Origin of the sequence: Microbispora sp. NPDC046933 (assembly GCF_040644635.1) — a bacterium.
In the GTDB taxonomy this organism is placed as follows: Bacteria; Actinomycetota; Actinomycetes; order Streptosporangiales; family Streptosporangiaceae; genus Microbispora.
The window spans coordinates 13668-30951 of sequence record NZ_JBEYWW010000036.1 but is presented as its reverse complement, the minus strand read 5'-3'; the positions used below and the strand labels follow the sequence as shown (position 1 = coordinate 30951).

Sequence of the window (17284 nt, the reverse complement as noted above, 5' to 3'; positions counted from 1 at the left end):
ACTGTCAGGCGGTGGCGCCGCCGTCCGCGAGCAGCGTGCTGCCGGTCATGAAGGCCGACAGGTCCGAGGCGCAGAACAGGACGACGCGTGCGATGTCGTCAGGGACGCCGCTGCGGCCGATGGGGCTGGTCGCCATGAGGTCGGTGGGCGGGATGTCGCCGGGGTTCACGCCCGCGGCCGCGGCCGCCATCATGTTGCCTTCCGTGGGAACGTAGCTGGGTGCGACCCCGAGTACGCGGATGCCCAGCGGGGCGAGTTCGAGGGCCAGTTCCCGGGTGAGGCCGCGGGCGGCGTGTTTGGATCCGACGTAGGCGGCCAGGCCCGGAGCGCTGCCACGGAAGCCGGCGGTCGAGACGATGTTCACGATGACGCCGCCCCTGCCACCGTCGGGGCCCGCGGCCGCCATGCGGCGTGCCGCCTCACGCGCGCCCGTGAAAACCCCGCGGGCGTTCACCGCGAACACCTTGTCCCAGGCCTCCTCGCTCATCTCCAGCAGGGGGATGTTCGGGAAGACGCCGGCGTTGTTCACCCAGACGTCCAGGCCGCCGAACTCGGCGACCGCGCGGTCCGCCGCCGCGGCGACGGACGCCGCGTCGGTGACGTCCATGGCGACGCCGATCGCGCGCACTCCGTGACGTTCGGCGAGCTGCTCGGCGGCGGTCACGGCTGGTTCTTCGTCGATGTCACCGATCAGCAGGTCGGCGCCGGCCTCGGCGAGGCGGAGCGCGATGGCCTTGCCCAGCCCCCGGCCGCCTCCGGTCACAACCGCACATCGCCCTCGCAGGGAAACGAGGTCGGTCAGGGACTTGCCGGACACATCGGCAGTGGACATGAAGGATCTCCTTCGGTTCTTCCGTGAAATGGGGTGATTCCGTGTGCCGCGCCGTGGGCCGGCTCGTCACAGGGGCGACGTCACAGGGGCGACGTCACAGGGGCGATGAGGGGCCCGTCGGCCGCGCGCCGCTTCGGCTCCAGCCGCTTCCGCCGGTGGAAAGAGCCCTGCTGATCGGGGTGCACAGGTTGACGGAGACGGCGGCGGGCTGGAGTCCGTCGGCGTGGACGGTGACCGTCACCACACCTTCGGCGCCGGTGGGGCGGAGCACGGCAAGCGCCTGGCCTTCGTAGGTGGTGCAGGAGGTGGCCAGGAAGGACTCCTCGGTCGACGGTCGTGCGGTGCCCAGGGCTTGCAGGGTGGCCGGGCCGTCAAGCGTGACGGTGATGACGCGGTCGCTGATCGGGTTGATGGTGCCGTGCTCGTCGATCAAGGCGATGTCGAGGTAGGCGAGGTCCTGCTGGTCCGCGCTCACCTGCTCGCGGTCAGGGGTGAGCCGCAGTCGCGAGGGTGCTGCCGCGGTGACGAGCCGGCACCGGCCGGTCTCGGCGCCGTCCCGGTAGGCGACGGCCTCCAGCGTGCCGGGCCGGTACGGTAGCTCGGCCGTGGCCACGAACGCCTTGCCGCCGCCGACAGGGACGCGGGCCGCGACGTCACGGTTGAGGAGGAACTCGATTTCGTCCGCGTCGGCGTAGGCCTCCACACAGACAGGCGTGCCGACCGGGATGTCCCAGGTCCAGCTTGCCATCGAGTCGGTCCAGGACCAGGCGTTGGCCTCGAAGGGATGCTCGCGGTGTTCGGGGCGTTGCACCGCCAGGTACGGGGTGCCGCGCAGGCCGAAGACGATCTCGCGGTAGTAGGAGACAGGGCGTCGCCGGCCGGTGATGTCGAGATCGCCGGTCGAGGCGGTGAGCCATGGGTACGGAGCGCCGAAGGAGGGACCCTCCCCGGGGTAGACGGGACGGCCGATGCCGCTCTCGCCCAGGTAGTCCCAGCCCGTCCAGGTGAAGTCGCCGATGATGTGCCCGTGCTCGGTGACCAGCTTCCAGTACCGGTCGATCAATGTCGGGAACGTCTCCGAGCCCACCACCACCCGGTTGGGGAAGGTGTCCTGGTCGCTGAGGTAACGGGAATCGCCGTAGTTGAGACCGACGACGTCCAGCACCGCGGCGGACTCGGCGAGCCGTTCGCCGACTTCGGGCAGGGCCGTGAGCCCGGCCACGACCTCGGCCATGGACCCCAGCGCGTCGTTGAAACCGCCGCCGGAGACACCGTCCCCGGTGGAGTCGTCACGCCCCTGAGCCATGAGCTCGGGCATCTTGTCCAGCACCGCCAGCATGCCGTTGAGGGCATTGGTGAGCAGGCGCGTAGGGTCCTGGGCCCGTACGCGCTCGGCGAGCAGGCGCCCCAGGCGGGCGCCGTGCGGGGTGCCGGCTTCGAGGATCTCGTTGCCGATCGAGTAGAAGATCACGCTGGGATGGTTGAAGTCCTTGGCGACCAGGGCGTCGATGTCGCGTTCCCACCACTGCGGGAACCGGCGCGAGTAGTCGTCGTTGCTCTTCGACTGCGCCCACATGTCGAACGTCTCGTCCATGACGAGCATGCCGAGCCTGTCGCAGGCTTCCAGCATGGCGGTGCTGATCGGGTTGTGCGCGGAGCGGATGGCGTTGAACCCGGCCTCCTTGAGGAGCCGCACGCGACGCTCCTCGGCCCGGCCGATGGCAGCGGCTCCGAGGGGACCGTTGTCGTGGTGCACGCATGCGCCGCGCAGTTTGACGGTGGCGCCGTTGATGCGCAGGCCCCGGATCGGGTCCACCGACACGCTGCGGATGCCGAACGTCGTGCGGGCCTCGTCGGCCTGCCCGTCCGCGTCGACCAGGCGCACGGTGGCCGTGTACAGATGCGGCTCCTCCACGCTCCACAGGGCGGGGTTGCGGATGTAGGCCCGCTGGCGGACGACTGCCCGCTCACCGGCGAGCACGGTAAGCGGGGCGCGGTCGCAGGCCACGACCGCTCCGGCGCCGTCGTGCACCTCCAGCATCACCTCGACGGTCCGGGTGGTGATGTCCTCGTTCGCCACTTCCGTGCAGACCGCCGCGACGGCGAGCTCGTCGTCGATCTGCGGGGTGGTCACCCGCAGTCCCGCCGGTGTGACGTGCAGCAGGCCACCGATCAGCAGGTGCACGGGACGGTGGATGCCGCCGCCGCTGTACCAGCGCGAGTCCTGGTGTGCCTGGGCCTCCACCCGGATGGTGTTGGTCTGGCCGTATCGCAGGTACGGGTCGGCGGCGATGTGGAAGGTGGAGTAGCCTCCAGCCCACTGCCCGGCGAACGCGCCGTTGATGAACACCATGGCGTCGCGGTAGACGCCCTCGAACTCGAGGGTGACCCGCTTGCGCACCCACGCGGCGGGCACCTCGAGGTCTTTCTGGTACTGCCATGCGCCGGGCCGGTGGTAGCCGGTGTGGGAGCCGTCCGAGCCCTCGGCCGACCTGCCGCCGGCGAGCATCGCGTCGTGCGGCAGTGTCACCGGGACCGCCTGGGCGTTGCCGGCTCCGCCCAGTTGCTCGAAGACGGACGTACGCGCGGCGACGCGCCATCCGTCGTTCAACGATTCGCGAATCATGGCTCTCCTGGGAAACGATGCCGCGCCCCAACCGTGGGCGGGCGGGGGGACGTGCCCGTCAGCGGACACCTTTGATGAGGCGCACCGGCAGGGCCGGGCCCAGCGCGGCTACGGATGCGGCCGCTCCTGGCCGTATCGGCGTCGGTGGCAGCCGCTGCCGCCGGGTCGGGTGGAGGTGGGATCGGCCACGAAGGGCACCTTTCGATCTTGTTCACGCGCGTGAACACGCGCGTGAACAGCGAGCGTAGGCGGTGGCCGACCGTGCCGTCTAGCATCTGACCGAGAGAAAAACGGCGAGGAGCGCGGAAGAAGGAGATGATCGTTGACGGTCAGTAGCGAAGACGTCGCCCGTCGCGCGGGCGTGTCCCGCTCGACCGTGAGCTACATCCTCAACGGGCACGGCGACCGGTTCAGTCCGGCAACCCGCGAGGCCGTCGAGCGAGCTGTGGCCGAACTCGGTTACCGCCCCCAAGCCGCCGGGCGTGCGCTCGCACGGGGGCAGAGCGATCTGGTCCTCCTCGTGATGCCCATCGCGGCGAACGGCCGGTTCGGGGAGGCGATCGACGTGTTGACCGACGCGCTGGCCGAGCAGGGCCTGTCCTTGCTCATGCGCTCGGCCACCTCCTCCCCGGAGTCCTTCCGTGCCATGATCACCACTGTCCGGCCTCGAGCGGTCATCGCCCTTTCGGATCTGACCGAGGCGGAGCGCGCCGTGGTGGACTCGACGGGGGTACGCACCCTCGACGTCGCCCGGGCGACCTCCCGCCCCGGCGGCTGGAACTGGACCATGGGACGTGTACAGGCTGAGCACCTGATAGGGCGCGGATATCGGCGCATCGTCTATGCCCGGCTCTCCGAAGCCCGCAACGACGTTCTCATGCACGCTCGCGAGCTGGGCGTGCGCGAGGCGTGCAGGCTCGCCGGCCTGGCCGAGCCCCAGGTGATCACCGTGGCGCTCCGCGCTGACGCCGACCTGGAGGTGATCGCCTCGTTGCCGGCCGGCACGGGCATCGCCTGTTACAACGACGACACCGCCGCCGCGGCACTGGGAGCCGCACGGGTGATCGGCAGGCGGGTGCCACAGGACCTGGGCTTCGTCGGGGTGGACGACACCCCGGTGGCCACCCAGACCACCCCCCGCCTGACCACCATCGGCTTCGACATGGACACGGACATGCGGAGCCTCGCGCGAGCCGTCACCCAGCAGGACGACACAACCGACGACGGTCTCACAGGGGTGGGCGAATACTGGCTCGTACAGGGCGAATCGACCTGAGCTGATTCCGGTGACGGGAGCAATGCTCAATCAACTGCCGATCTGTGCGCGCGACCATCTCACGCTCCTGATCCGGAAATCGGGTTGTCCGCGGGCAGGCGGCGGCGGACCTCGGCACATGGGAACCGCCGGGCGGGTGACCGGCGCCCGGCGCCGGGGCCGTACGGCGCTTCGCGTCGCGGGGCGACGCCGTACGGCCCCGCGGGGTCATCCGCGGAACGGACCCGTCACGCAGTAGGTGATCCCTCCGGAGGAGGAGCCGGACGTGCCGCGCTGGGACGAGAAGTACAGGCGGTCGCCCGCCGGGTTGAAGGCCGGTCCGGTGATCTCGGAGGAGCTCTGGCCGTTGATCCGCAGGAACGGTGAGACGGTGTCGTCCGGGGTGATCAGGCAGATCTCCATGTTGCCGCCGTCCTCGGCCACGTACAGGTCTCCGGACGACGAGCCGGTCACGTTGTCGACGCCGGTGAGCGGGGGAGTGCCCGGACTGACGAGGCTGTCGTCGTAGGCGAGCTCGTAGGTGCCGGCGGCCAGGTTCACCTGCCAGACGCGGTTGTCGCCCTTGGTCGTGAACCACACGGTGTCGTCGGCGTAGTAGCAGCCCTCACCGCCGTTGAAGGACTTCGAAGCGCTCACCTGGTTGCGGGTGGCGGTCGGGGAGCCGTCGGGGTCGGGAACGTCGGCCCAGGTGAACGTGCCGGAGGTGGCCGACCCGGCGCACAGCACCTGCAGCCGGCCGGACGACAGGTCGCCCCAGGTGTTCGGGATGAACCGGTAGAAGCGGCCGTTGGTCTCGTCCTCGGTCAGGTAGACCACCTTGCGGACCGGGTCGGCCGCGGCGGCCTCGTGCTTGAAGCGGCCCATCGCGGGCCGCCGCACCGCCGCGCCGCCGAACGGGTAGGTCTCGTACACGTAGCCGAGGCTGACCTCCTCGCACGACAGCCAGGTGTTCCACGGCGTCGCGCCGCCGGCGCAGTTCTGCCGGGTGCCCGACAGGATCGAGGCCGCCGACAGGACGCTGCCCGCCGAGTCGAAGCGGATCGCCGAGGCGCCGCCGCCCGGGTCGACCTCGGAGTTGGACACGTAGATCCAGCCGCTGCCGTCGGCGAAGCAGGCGCCGCCGTCGGGTGCCGGGTGCCATCGGTACGAGGTGCCGGGCACCGGCTGACCGGATCGGGCGATCACGGTGCTGGTGAAGCCGGCCGGGAGCTGGATGCCGTTGGCGTCAGCGGCCAGCAGCGGGCCGTAGGGGCCGGGGGCGTTCTGCGCCGGGGCCGCGAGGGCCTCCTGCCAGAGGCTGCCGGTGAAGGCCAGGGCGCTCGCGCCGAGCACCGACGAACGGAGGAAGGTACGGCGTTCCATGGGGGGCGCCTCCAATACGGAGTTCAGGGGGACCGTACTCAGAGCGGCTGCAACGGTAGAAGGGCCGTTCGACGCGCTCCGGTGCGCCGGGTGAACGGAGGCTGTCCTGCCCGTGTGATCCGGTCTTCCGTCCCGCACGGCAGGGGAGGCCGGGCCGATGCGGGACCTGCCCGCCGCCTGGTGGGCGTCACGGCACCCCCGTCCTCGCCCCCTTTTGCCCTCTCGTGATGGCGGCGAAAGACGGCGCATGGGCCCGTACGGGTAGGAAGGGGGACCGGGGCCGGGGGAGCGTGGGGAAGCGGCCGATGACGACGGCGTTCATCCTGTGGGGAGGCGGCAGCCTGGGAGCCGCGCAGGTCGGCATGCTCCGCGCGCTCACCGCTCACGGGATCCGCGCCGACATGGTGGTGGGCGCCTCCATCGGTGCGCTCAACGGCGCCTACTACGCCTCACGCCCCGACGCCGCGGGGGTGGAGGAACTGGCCCGGCTGTGGCTGTCGGTGAGCAGCCACGACGTGTACCCGGTGAGCGGGCCCGACGTGCTCCGCACGCTGGCGGGAAGCCTGCCCTTCCATCCCCTGCGGGGAGCCCTGCAGGCGCTGGGCATGCTCAACTACACCTTCCCGCTCAATCCGGCCACCCTGGCCGCGGCCGCGCTCGGCCGTCGCAACTACCTGTTCGACAACTCCTCCCTGCGGCGGTTCCTCGAACGCATCCTGCCGATCCGCGCCCTGGAGGAGACGCTGACCCCGCTGTCGGTGCTCACCGCGGATGTGCGGACGGGGCGGCCGGTGGTCCTGTCGCGAGGGCCCGCGCTGCCGGCCCTGCTGGCCAGCACCGCGATCCCGGCCCTGTATCCCACGGTGACGATAGGGGACCACGTGCTCATGGACGGCGGCGTCGCGGACCTGACCACCCTGGACTACGCCGTCGACGCGGGGGCCGACGAGGCGTACCTGCTGGCGCCCGGATTCTCCTGCCACCTGCCGGCCGCGCCCTCGACGGCGATCGCCATGGCCCTGCACGGTTACAACCTGCTCAGTGAGCAGCGCATCAGCGCCTCGATCCGGCAGAACAGGCGGCGCACCCGCCTGCACGTGCTGCCGCCGCTCTGCCCGGTCGAGGTGCTGCCCGTCGACTTCCGTGGTACGGCCGACATGATCGAGCGAGCCACCCTGTCGACCGCCCACTGGCTGGAGCGGCACGAGCCCCACCCCGGTCTCGCCCGCCCGCTCGGCCCCCCGCACGGCGCGGACCACCGGCGGCACCGGCCCGGCTAATTCAGTTGTGCTCAGGTGCGGGCGAGGCTTTCATGAGCAGTGCCAGAGCCGGGGAGGGAGACGACGGTGAGACGTGCCGGAGCATAAGCGACCGAGACCGAGGACCGCGGGCGACGATGGGGATCGCCTCAAGCTGCACCGCCGTCCGCTGCGGGCGGACCGGCGCGACTACAGCGTCATCACCCTGAGGCCCGGCACGCGGGCCCGTTTCTCCACCAACCGCTTCCACGAGACCTGGCACATCCTGTCCGACCGGCACGGCGCCCTGCTGCTGAGCCGCCTGCTGTGGGGCCTGTCCTTCCAGCGCCTGCCGGGCACCGTGGTCGTCATCGACCGGCCGCACCTCGACCCGAACCCGTTCGACGCCGAACCTGCCGACCCGATCGTGCTGGTCCCCGCCCATCTGACGACCCTTACCCGGCAGGGCATCCGGGAGCTGCGCCGCCGACTCCCGACGCGGGCGGCCTCGCTGGGAACCGTACGGTGGCACACGTGGGGGCTGGACAGCGAGGTGGCCCGCGTTCGCGAGCGCCAGGAGCAGCGCCGCTGGCCCGCCTGGGAGCCGCCCGTGGACGACAGGGGCGCGGCCGTGGAACGGGCCGGCGGCGCGCTGGTCTTCCGTGCCCCGCCGTCCCGGCTGCGCCTGTGGGCCGTCGACGCGGCCATGCTCGGCGAGCACTGGTACCACGGCATGGACTACGTCTATCTCGACGGCTCCAATCGCATGGGGCCATATCGCAGCGAAGGCGAGATGCAGATTTTCCGCGACTACCGGCGGCGAGTCGCCGTGGCCCGCATTTCGCGCCGGGAGGTCCTGGCAGAACTGCCGAGGGGATCGGCGCCCGCCGATGTCAATCCTCGTGTCTGGCAGCACAACCAGATCGTCCGCGCCCGCCGCGGCCCCGCCGCCAGGGTCTGACGCCGGCCGGCCGCGGAAGGCGCGGCACGGGTTGCGCCGACCTGCGAACCGTCCCCCGCCTGGGCAAGTACGATCGACCCGTGACCGAAATGACCGAAACGACGCCAGGCTGGCTCGCTCCCGACGAGATCGAGTCGGTGCGGGGCCGGATGCCGATCCTGTACGTGGACGCCGTGCCGGTGCGCGTGGACGACACGGGCACCGTGACCCGCGTCGGCCTGCTGCTGCGGATCGGCGCCGACGGCACCGTGAGCCGGGCGCTGGTGTCCGGGCGGGTGTACTACCACGAGCGCATCCGCGACGCCCTCCTGCGCCACCTGGAGAAGGACCTCGGGCCGGTGGCGCTGCCGAGCGTGCCGGTCTCGCCGACGCCGTTCACCGTGGCGGAGTACTTCCCCACCCCGGGGGTCACGCCGTTCCACGATCCCCGCCAGCACGCGGTCTCCCTGGCGTACATCGTCCCGGTTCGCGGAGACTGCCGGCCCCGCCAGGACGCGCTGGACCTGGAGTGGTTCACGCCCGAGGAGGCGGCCTCCCCGATCGTGCAGCAGGAGATGACCGGCGGCCAGGGGGTGCTGCTCAAGCAGGCCCTCGCCCACGTCGGCCGCCTGACCTGATCGGTTCATTCCACTGCGAAGGCAGGGCCGAGCGCGTCGCGCGGAACCCCGTGAAGAAGGTCGCGGGGCAGCGGCACGCGCTCGGCGTACCTTCCCGGCAGTTCTAGGCCAGCTCGCGGTCCAGCACGGTGGGGGAAAGGGCGTGCTGGACGACCATCGCAGCGGCGCCGACGACGCCCGCGTTCTCGCCGGCCTGTGAGGTGACGATGCGCAGGCGCTCGGTGGCCAGCGGCAGCGAGCGACGGTAGATCGATTCCCGCACGCCCGCCAGCAGCATCTCGCCGGCCTGCGCGAGCGCCCCGCCGACCACGATCAGCGATGGGTTGAACAGGCTGACGCCGGCGGCCAGCACCTCGCCGATGTCCCGGCCCGCCTGCCGCACCGCCTGGCCGGCGATCGGGTCGCCGGCCTGCAGGAGGGCCACGACGTCGGCGTTGGTCGTCGCATCGAGGCCGGCGGCGCGGAGCTTGGCGGCGATGGCGGGCCCGCCGGCCACGGCCTCCAGGCAGCCGCTGTTGCCACAGCGGCAGCGCACGTCGCCGGCGTGCGGGGCCAGGATGTGCCCGAGGTCGCCGGCCGCGCCGACGTCGCCTCGATGCAACCGGCCGTTGCTGATCAGGCCGGAGCCGATGCCGGTCGCGACCTTGACAAAGATCATGTTCTCTTCGTCGGGGAAGCAGCGGACGTGCTCCCCGAGCGCCATCAGATTGACCTCGTTGTCCACCAGGACCGGCACGGCGAAGTCGGCGGCGATCCGCGCGGGCACGTCGTATCCGTTCCAGCCCGGCATGATGGGCGGATGGGCCGGCTTGCCGGTCGAGTGCTCGACCGGGCCGGGCAGCCCGATGCCGACGCCGGCCACGGGAGCGGTGGGGCCGTGGTCGGCGCGCATGCGTCGCCAGGTGTCGATGAGCAGGCCCAGCACCGCGTCAGGGCCGTCGGCGATGTCCAGCGCGAGCCTCTCGACGGCCAGCGGCTCACTGATCAGGTCGGCGATGGCGACGGTGGCGTGGGTGGCCCCGACGTCGGCCGCCAGCACCACTCGCGCGCGGGCGTTGAACGCGAACCTGCTCGCGGGCCGGCCGCCGGTGACGGCGTCGCCCCACTCGGCGACCAGTCCGGCGTTCATGAGCGCGTCGAGACGCAGGCGTATGGTCGACCGGGCCAATCCGGTCTCGGTTGCCAGCTCGGTACGGGTGCGTGCCTGCCCGTCCCGCAGCAGCCAAAGCAGCTCGCCAGGCGACGTTGAGGTGGCACTTTGCCCGTGGCTCACCCCTCAATTAAAGCGAAGCGACCCTAGTTCGTCGGAAGCAGGGCCACTTAAAACGTTGATCACAAAAAGTTCTAGCTTTTATGCAGGAACTTTCGTTGACCGTCGACATAAGTTGGCTTACCGTCAACGCATGTCTGTAACCGATCTATTACGGGCGTCTGGTGGGACCAAGTCGGAGCAACCGCCGCTGCGCGTGGCGGTTGTAGGCGCGGGGTTCATGGGACAGGTGCACGCGGAGGCGGCCAGGCACGCCGGGGCGAGCGTCGTGGCAGCGGTGGCGTCCCGCCCCGAGGGGGCCGCCACCGCGGCACGCGCGGTCGGTGCGGACGAGGGCTACCCGGACCTGGCGGCCCTGCTCGACGACGCCGAGATCGACGTGCTGCATGTCTGTACGCCCAACGCGTCGCATGCCCCCGTCGCCGCCGCCGCGCTCGCCGCCGGTGTGCACGTCATCTGCGAAAAGCCGCTCGCCACAGGGAGCGCGGAGGCCGTCGCGCTCGTCGAGGCGGCCGGCGACCGGGTGGCCATGGTGCCGTTCGTCTACCGCTTCCACCCGATGGTGCGTGAGTTGCGGGCGCGGCTGGCCGCGGGTGAGGCCGGCGTCGTCGCCAGCGTGACCGGCGGCTACCTGCAGGACTGGCTGTCTCGCCCGTCAGACGACGACTGGCGGGTCGATGCCGCGCTCGGCGGGCCGTCGCGGGCGTTCGCCGACATCGGTTCGCATTGGTGCGACCTTTTCGAGTTCGTTACGGGCGACCGGATCGCGCGCCTGTCCGCGCGCACCGCGGTCGTGCACGAGCGCGCCCGCGGGAACGGGAAGCCCACCGAGGACCTGGCCTCCGTGCACTTCACCACCGCCGCCGGCATGGTCGGCACCCTGGTGGTGTCGCAGGTCGCCGCGGGTCGCAAGAACCGGTTGCACCTGGAGCTTTCCGGCACCGAGGCGAGCTTCGGCTTCGACCAGGAGGACCCGGAGCGGCTGTGGGTCGGCCGGCGCGAGGGCGGCCAGACGCTGCTGCGTGACCCCGGAACGCTGCACCCCTCCGCCGCGCGCTACGTCCGGCTGCCGGCCGGGCACGCGCAGGGCTACCAGGACTGCTTCAACGCGTTCGTCGCCGACACCTACCGGGCGGTGCGCGGCGAGGACATGCCGGACGGCCTGCCCACTTTCGCGGCCGGCCTGCGCGCCGTCCGGATCACCGAGGCGGTGCTGGCCTCGGCGGCCGCGGATGGCGCGTGGAGAGAGGTGCCGGTATGACGTCCGGCATCGCGACGAACGTGCGGCTGACCGGGATCTCCAAGTCCTTCCTCGGCGTGCCGGTGCTGCAGGGTGTGGACCTGGAGCTGCGCGGGGGCGAGGTGCACGCGCTGATGGGCGAGAACGGCGCGGGCAAGTCCACGCTGCTCAAGGTTCTGGCCGGGGTGCACCGCCCAGACGGCGGCACCATCGAGGTCGACGGCGCCGAGGTGTCCTTCGCCGGCCCGACCGACGCGCAGCGGGCCGGCATCGCGATCATCCACCAGGAGTTCACCCTGTTGCCGCATCGCAGTGTCGCCGAGAACGTCTACCTCGGCCGCGAGCCCGTGCGGGGGATGCAGGTCGACCGGCGGCGCATGGTGGCCGACACCCGCGAGCTGCTGGACTGGCTCGGCGAGGAGGGAATCGATCCAACCGACGCCGTGTCGTCGTTGTCGGTCGCTCAGCGGCAGGTCGTGGAGATCGTCAAGGCGCTGTCGACCGACGCTCGGGTGCTGGGCATGGACGAGCCGACCGCAGCGCTCGCCGATCACGAGGTCGAGCTGCTCTACGACCTGGTGCGCCGGCTGCGCGAGCGGGGCATCGCGATCCTCTACGTCTCGCACCGCATGCGGGAGGTGTTCGACCTCTCCGACCGGATCACCGTGCTCAAGGACGGCCGGTTCGTCACCTGCGCCCCGACCGGCGAGCTGACCTCCGAGGACCTCGTCCGGCACATGGTGGGCCGCGACCTGGGCGAGTATTACCCGGACCGGGCCGCCCCCGGCGACCTCGGGCCGGTCCGTCTCGCGTTGCGCGGCGCCGGCAACGACCGCGTCCACGACCTGGACATCGAGGTGCGCGCCGGAGAGATCGTCGGACTGGCCGGGCTGCAGGGATCCGGCCGCTCGGCGGTCGCACGCGCGGTGTTCGGCGTCGAGCCGTTCACCCGTGGCGTGCTGGAGGTGGACGGGGTGGCACAGCGGGTCACCCGGCCCCGGATCGCGGTGCGCCTCGGGATCGCGCTGGTCACCGAGGACCGCAAGGGGGACGGGCTGGCACTCCGCCAGTCCGTACGCGACAACACGCTGCTGGTGCGCCGCGCCGCACTGCGTGGCGCACGCTCCCGCGCGAAGTCGGACGTCAAGGCGTTGCTCGACATGGTGACCGTGGTGGCCCACGGCGAGCACCAGGAGGTGCGCTACCTGTCCGGCGGCAACCAGCAGAAGGTCGTGCTCGCCAAGTGGCTGGCGGTCGAGCCGAAGGTGCTGGTCGTCGACGAGCCGACGCGCGGCATCGACGTCGGCGCGAAGCGGGCCGTACACGAGCTGCTGCGCGATCTCGCGCGGCGCGGCGTGGCGGTGCTGATGATCTCTTCGGAGCTCCCCGAGCTGATCGGAATGAGCGACCGGATCCTCGTCATGCACGACGGTGCGCCGGCCGGTGAACTGCCCGCCGGTGCGAGCGAGGAGGCCGTGATGGCGCTGGCCACCGGTCACGGGGTCGGTGAGGCGGCGTGAGCGCGAGGAGTGAGGCGGGTCCGGCCGGGTCTGCCGGCCCGCGGTCGCGAACAGCAGGTGAGGCGGCGTGAGCGCTCTCGAGGGGAACACCGTACCGGTCACGCGGAAGGTCAGGCGGCCGGCGGTTCACCGGCGACTCACCCCGGTCGCCATCGTCTACATCGCACTCGCCGCACTTCTGATCGTCGGCAGCGTGCTCGTCGGGCTCCGCGGCGAGGTCCTCCTCGACCAGGGCGGCATCCTCAACATCTTCACCCGGGCCACCGCGCTCGGCCTCGTCGCCATAGGACAGACGATGGCGATCCTCACCGGATCCCTCGACCTGTCCGTCGCCTATCTGGTCGGCCTCACCTCACTGATCGCCGCGGAGACGATGGCCGGGCGGGACGGCATGATCGTGCCCGGAGTGCTGCTCGCGCTCGGCGTGGCCGCCGGCGTCGGTCTGGTCAACGGGCTGGTCATCACCGTCCTCAAGGCCAACGCGTTCATCGCGACGCTCGGCGTGGCGCTGGTCCTGCGCGGCTACCTCGAGGACAACTACACCGGTCCGGCCGGCGACGTACCGCGGGGCTTCCAGCACCTCGGCTACGACCGGATCGGCCCGGTGCCGGTCGCGGCGCTGCTCATGCTGGCCGTCGCCGCCCTGTCCTGGTGGTACCTGTCGCGGACCCGCCCCGGCTACCACATGTACGCCGTCGGCGGCGACATCGAGGTGGCCCGGCTGTCGGGGGTGCCGACCCGCCGGGTCATCGTCACCGCGCACGTGCTGTGCTCGGTCGCCGCCGGCCTCACCGGGATCTACCTCGCCAGCCGGCTCGGGTCGGGCGCCCCGTACGTCGGCACCGACGCCGGGTACGACCTGGAGTCGATCGCCGCCGTCGTGCTCGGCGGGACGCTGCTGGCCGGTGGCCGGGGCGGCGTCGTCGGCACCATCGGCGGCGTCTTCATCCTGGCCACCCTGGACACGATCTTCGACGACCTCGAGGTCGATCCGTTCTTCAAGGACGTGGTGCGCGGCGTCGTGCTCGTGACCGCGGTCGCGCTCTACGCGCGGCGCATGATGGCCGATCGCGCTCGCGGGAGGTTGACATGACCTGGCGTCCACGCCTGGCCGAGGGCACCGCGCCGGTGCTCGTCGTGCTCCTTCTGCTGCTCGTGGGCCTGGCGATCGTAGGCCCGGCCTACCACGAGCCGTCCGGTTACCTGGCGCTCCTCAAACGCGCCGCGCCGCTCATGGTCCTCGCGGTCGGGCAGTACTTCGTCATCGTCTCCGGCGGATTCGACCTGTCGGTCGGCGCGCTGGTGACCGCGGGCGTGGTCATCGCGGCCCGGCTCATCAACGGGAGCGAGTCGGCGACGGTGTGGGTGATCCTGCTCGTGCTCGGGTTCGGCGTGCTGGTCGGCCTGGTGAACGGTCTGGTCACGACGAAGCTCCTGGTGCCGTCGTTCATCGTCACGCTCGGCATGCTGCTCGTGCTCGACGGCGCGGTCTTCCTGTGGACCGGTGGCGCGCCACGCGGCGCGCTGTCCGCCGGGTTCCGGATGTTCGGGCGCGGCGCCGTGGATGTCCCGGTGCTCGGCAAGGTCCCGTGGTCGGTGCTCATCCTGCTGGCGGTCCTGGTGGCGGCGGCGCTGTTCATGCGCGGCGGCACCGGCCGGGCGCTGGTCGCGGCCGGTGACAACGAGGCCGCCGTGCGCCTTTCCGGTGGCCGGGTCGACCGGCTCCGGCTGCTCGCGTTCGTCCTCTCCGGACTGCTCGCCGCGGTCGCCTCGATCCTGCTCGGCGGGTTCGCCAGCGTCTCGGCGCAGGTCGGCAACGGCCTGGAGTTCCGGGCGATCACCGCTGTCGTGCTGGGCGGTGTGCTCCTCGGCGGTGGGCGCGGGTCGGTCGTCGCGGCCGCCGCCGGCGCACTGTCCCTGGAGGCCCTGTTCACGCTGCTGAACCTGCTCGGCGTCAGCGGCGCCCTCGAGTCGGCCGTGCAGGGCGTGATCATCATCGCCGCCGTCGCCTACGCCTCCCTCGGCAGCGGCGTACGGCAGCGGCTGGGGTTGCGGCCGAAACAGCGAAACCCCGCGCGACCGGCGCAACCCGTCTCCTCCTGAAGTCCCCCCGGTAGCAAGGAGATCAACGATATGACCAGACGATGGGCCGCGGTGGTCGTGGCGGGCGCGCTCGCGCTCGCAGGGTGCTCAAGCGACCTGCCCGACGACAAGGCGGCCCCGAGCGGGGGATCGACCAGTTCGAGCGGGGCATCGTCCAGTTCGGACGCGAGCAAGTCCAAGTTCTTCGACCAGGCCGAGTACGACCGTCAGCTGGCGTTCCGTACCGCCACGCCGGAAGGCCCGGACGGCAAGCCGTGGGAGCAGATGCTCCAGCCGGAAATGGTCGACACCGCGAAGTTCGCGAAGCCGGGCGGGAACTACACCCTCTGCTTCTCCAACGCCTCCGTGGACAACCCCTGGCGGCAGGTGGGTTACAAGACCATGCAGCAGGAGGTGAAGCTGCACCCGGAGATCACCAAGTTCACCGTGCTGGACGCGGAGGCGAAGGACGACAAGCAGATCAGTGACATCCAGTCGCTGTCGGGCCAGAACTGTTCCGCGATCATCATCTCGCCGAACACGACCGCCACGCTGACGCCGGCCGTGGAGCAGGCGTGCAAGACCGGCGTGCCGGTGATCGTGTTCGACCGAGGCGTCAACACCGGCTGCCCGGCCACCTTCATCCACCCCATCGGCGGCTTCGCCTTTGGCGCGGACGGTGCGGAGTTCCTGAAGGAGAAGGTCAAGCCGGGCGGCAAGGTCCTCGCCCTGCGCATTCTGCCGGGCGTGGACGTGCTCGAGCAGCGCTGGGCGGCCGCCAACGAGATCTTCGCCGGCAGCGAGCTCAAGGTGGTCGGCGTGGAGTTCACCGACGGCGACGCCGCCAAGACCAAGAGCATCGTGACCGACTACATCCAGCGCGAGGGGCAGATCGACGGCGTGTGGATGGACGCCGGTGCCACCGCCGTCGCCGCGGCGGAGGCGTTCCAGGACGCCGGGGTCGATGTCCCCGCCATCGTCGGCGAGGACCAGCAGGACTTCCTGCGGCTGTGGGCCGACGAGGGCCTGACCGCGGTCGCGCCGACCTATCCCACCTATCAGTGGCGGACTCCGATCATCGCGGCGCTGAAGGTCCTCAAGGGCGAGCAGGTACCGAAGGAGTGGGTGCTGCCGCAGCCGCGGATCACCGGCGACAGCGTCAAGGACTACGTCAAGCAGGACATGCCGCCATTGCACTACGCGATGTGCGGCTGCGAGGACATGCCGGGCTACCCGGGGCCGTGGAAGTGACCAGACATCCGCTCGGGGTCAACACCTGGGTGTGGACCTCGCCGCTGACCGACGCGACCTTGGGCGCCCTCGCGGCCAAGGTCGCGGGGTGGGGCTTCGACGTGCTCGAACTCCCGGTGGAGAACCTGGGCGACTGGGAGCCGCGACGGGCCGCCCAGGTGCTCGCCGATCACGGTCTCGGCGCCACCGTATGCCTGGTGATGCCGGCCGGTCGTGAGCTGACCGCGGCCGACCCGGCCACCATCCGGTCCACACAGGACTATTTGCTCGGCGTGGTGGACGCCGCCGCGACGGTCGGCTCGCCGGTGATCGCCGGGCCGGCGTACGCCTCGGTCGGCCGGACCTGGCGGATGTCACCGGCCGAGCGGGCCTCCGCGTACGCGCAACTGCGGGACAGCCTCGCCCCCGTGGTCGAGTACGCGGGCGCGGCCGGCGTGACGGTGGCCGTCGAACCGCTCAACCGCTACGAGACGAGCCTGCTCAACACCGTCGGCCAGACCCTCGATGCGATCGGCGACCTGCCGCACTGCGGCGTCGCGCTGGACCTCTACCACCAGAACATCGAGGAGACGGACATCCCGGCGGCGATCCGCGCGGCCGCCGGCCGGGTGGCGCACGTCCAGGTGTGCGGCAACGACCGGGGCACGCCCGGCGCCGACCACCTGGACTGGCCGGCCATCCTCGCCGCGATCGACGACGCGGGCTACGCCGGCCCGCTGTGCATCGAGTCGTTCACGGCGGAGAACGCGACGATCGCGACAGCCGCCTCCATCTGGCGCCCACTCGCCGTGAGCCAGGACGCGATCGCCGCGGACGGACTCGAGTTCCTTCGGGGGGTGATGCCCTAGGGAGTTGTCCCGTGACCTTTTTCCGCAGCGACCGCAGCAGGCGAGAAAGATCACGGGACACGACCTGGACCCGACGGCCAACTCAACACCAGCCCGACGGCGCCGGCACGCCGCACGGTCACGACCACACCAGTAGTTCCTCGCGTCATGGAGGTACCGCA

Annotated in this window: 14 protein-coding genes; 10 read left to right on the top strand and 4 right to left on the bottom strand. The window is 71.2% G+C overall.

What is annotated here, in order from left to right; translation table 11 throughout:
• Positions 1-4 precede the first annotated feature (4 nt).
• Positions 5-832, bottom strand: a complete 828-nt coding sequence (locus ABZ857_RS35495; RefSeq protein WP_357052290.1) for a glucose 1-dehydrogenase — start codon at positions 830-832, stop codon at positions 5-7.
• Positions 833-926: 94 nt separating this feature from the next.
• Positions 927-3458, bottom strand: a complete 2532-nt coding sequence (locus ABZ857_RS35490; RefSeq protein WP_357052287.1) for a glycoside hydrolase family 2 TIM barrel-domain containing protein — start codon at positions 3456-3458, stop codon at positions 927-929.
• Between the two features lie 322 nt (positions 3459-3780).
• Here ABZ857_RS35490 and ABZ857_RS35485 point away from each other — a divergent pair, with 322 nt between their 5' ends.
• On the top strand, positions 3781-4734 hold the full coding sequence (locus ABZ857_RS35485; RefSeq protein WP_357052284.1) for a LacI family DNA-binding transcriptional regulator: 954 nt from the start codon (positions 3781-3783) through the stop codon (positions 4732-4734).
• A gap of 207 nt (positions 4735-4941) precedes the next feature.
• Here ABZ857_RS35485 and ABZ857_RS35480 read toward each other — a convergent pair whose 3' ends face one another.
• On the bottom strand, positions 4942-6096 hold the full coding sequence (locus tag ABZ857_RS35480) for an alkaline phosphatase PhoX (RefSeq protein ID WP_357052282.1): 1155 nt from the start codon (positions 6094-6096) through the stop codon (positions 4942-4944).
• Between the two features lie 305 nt (positions 6097-6401).
• Here ABZ857_RS35480 and ABZ857_RS35475 point away from each other — a divergent pair, with 305 nt between their 5' ends.
• The 3 genes from ABZ857_RS35475 to ABZ857_RS35465 all read left to right on the top strand — a co-directional run bounded on the left by ABZ857_RS35475 (position 6402) and on the right by ABZ857_RS35465 (position 8912).
• Positions 6402-7376 carry a patatin-like phospholipase family protein gene (locus tag ABZ857_RS35475; RefSeq protein ID WP_357052280.1) on the top strand — a complete coding sequence of 325 codons (975 nt, stop codon included), beginning with the start codon at positions 6402-6404 and terminating at the stop codon, positions 7374-7376.
• A 73-nt stretch (positions 7377-7449) separates the two neighbouring features.
• Positions 7450-8295, top strand: a complete 846-nt coding sequence (locus ABZ857_RS35470) for a hypothetical protein (protein ID WP_357052277.1) — start codon at positions 7450-7452, stop codon at positions 8293-8295.
• An 89-nt stretch (positions 8296-8384) separates the two neighbouring features.
• Complete coding sequence (locus tag ABZ857_RS35465) at positions 8385-8912, top strand: NUDIX hydrolase family protein (RefSeq protein ID WP_357052442.1); 528 nt, start codon at positions 8385-8387, stop codon at positions 8910-8912.
• Between the two features lie 103 nt (positions 8913-9015).
• Here ABZ857_RS35465 and ABZ857_RS35460 read toward each other — a convergent pair whose 3' ends face one another.
• Positions 9016-10041 carry an ROK family protein gene (locus ABZ857_RS35460; RefSeq protein ID WP_357052274.1) on the bottom strand — a complete coding sequence of 342 codons (1026 nt, stop codon included), beginning with the start codon at positions 10039-10041 and terminating at the stop codon, positions 9016-9018.
• Between the two features lie 274 nt (positions 10042-10315).
• Between ABZ857_RS35460 and ABZ857_RS35455 the strand changes: the two genes are divergently transcribed.
• From ABZ857_RS35455 to ABZ857_RS35430, 6 genes are all read left to right on the top strand, one after another.
• Entirely contained in the window at positions 10316-11443 is a 1128-nt protein-coding gene (locus tag ABZ857_RS35455) for a Gfo/Idh/MocA family oxidoreductase (protein WP_357052271.1), read from the top strand.
• Entirely contained in the window at positions 11440-12942 is a 1503-nt protein-coding gene (locus ABZ857_RS35450; RefSeq protein WP_357052268.1) for a sugar ABC transporter ATP-binding protein, read from the top strand. Before ABZ857_RS35455 ends, ABZ857_RS35450 begins: the two co-directional genes overlap by 4 nt.
• Before the next feature lie 67 nt (positions 12943-13009).
• Positions 13010-14035, top strand: coding sequence for an ABC transporter permease (locus ABZ857_RS35445; RefSeq protein ID WP_357052264.1), 1026 nt, complete (start codon positions 13010-13012; stop codon positions 14033-14035).
• Positions 14032-15045, top strand: coding sequence for an ABC transporter permease (locus ABZ857_RS35440; protein WP_357052261.1), 1014 nt, complete (start codon positions 14032-14034; stop codon positions 15043-15045). Before ABZ857_RS35445 ends, ABZ857_RS35440 begins: the two co-directional genes overlap by 4 nt.
• 30 nt (positions 15046-15075) lie before the next feature.
• Positions 15076-16275: a substrate-binding domain-containing protein gene (locus tag ABZ857_RS35435; RefSeq protein WP_357052258.1), complete on the top strand. Its 1200-nt coding sequence runs from the start codon at positions 15076-15078 to the stop codon at positions 16273-16275.
• Complete coding sequence (locus ABZ857_RS35430; RefSeq protein ID WP_357052255.1) at positions 16272-17123, top strand: sugar phosphate isomerase/epimerase family protein; 852 nt, start codon at positions 16272-16274, stop codon at positions 17121-17123. Before ABZ857_RS35435 ends, ABZ857_RS35430 begins: the two co-directional genes overlap by 4 nt.
• The last annotated feature ends 161 nt before the right edge of the window (positions 17124-17284 follow it).

Bases quoted from the DNA above. Each gene is read 5' to 3' on its own strand.
- ABZ857_RS35495 (WP_357052290.1), bottom strand. From the start codon at position 832: ATGTCCACTGCCGATGTGTCCGGCAAGTCCCTGACCGACCTCGTTTCC.
- ABZ857_RS35490 (WP_357052287.1), bottom strand. From the start codon at position 3,458: ATGATTCGCGAATCGTTGAACGACGGATGGCGCGTCGCCGCGCGTACG.
- ABZ857_RS35480 (WP_357052282.1), bottom strand. From the start codon at position 6,096: ATGGAACGCCGTACCTTCCTCCGTTCGTCGGTGCTCGGCGCGAGCGCC.
- ABZ857_RS35475 (WP_357052280.1), top strand. From the start codon at position 6,402: ATGACGACGGCGTTCATCCTGTGGGGAGGCGGCAGCCTGGGAGCCGCG.
- ABZ857_RS35465 (WP_357052442.1), top strand. From the start codon at position 8,385: ATGACCGAAACGACGCCAGGCTGGCTCGCTCCCGACGAGATCGAGTCG.
- ABZ857_RS35460 (WP_357052274.1), bottom strand. From the start codon at position 10,041: ATGAACGCCGGACTGGTCGCCGAGTGGGGCGACGCCGTCACCGGCGGC.
- ABZ857_RS35455 (WP_357052271.1), top strand. From the start codon at position 10,316: ATGTCTGTAACCGATCTATTACGGGCGTCTGGTGGGACCAAGTCGGAG.
- ABZ857_RS35450 (WP_357052268.1), top strand. From the start codon at position 11,440: ATGACGTCCGGCATCGCGACGAACGTGCGGCTGACCGGGATCTCCAAG.
- ABZ857_RS35440 (WP_357052261.1), top strand. From the start codon at position 14,032: ATGACCTGGCGTCCACGCCTGGCCGAGGGCACCGCGCCGGTGCTCGTC.
- ABZ857_RS35435 (WP_357052258.1), top strand. From the start codon at position 15,076: ATGACCAGACGATGGGCCGCGGTGGTCGTGGCGGGCGCGCTCGCGCTC.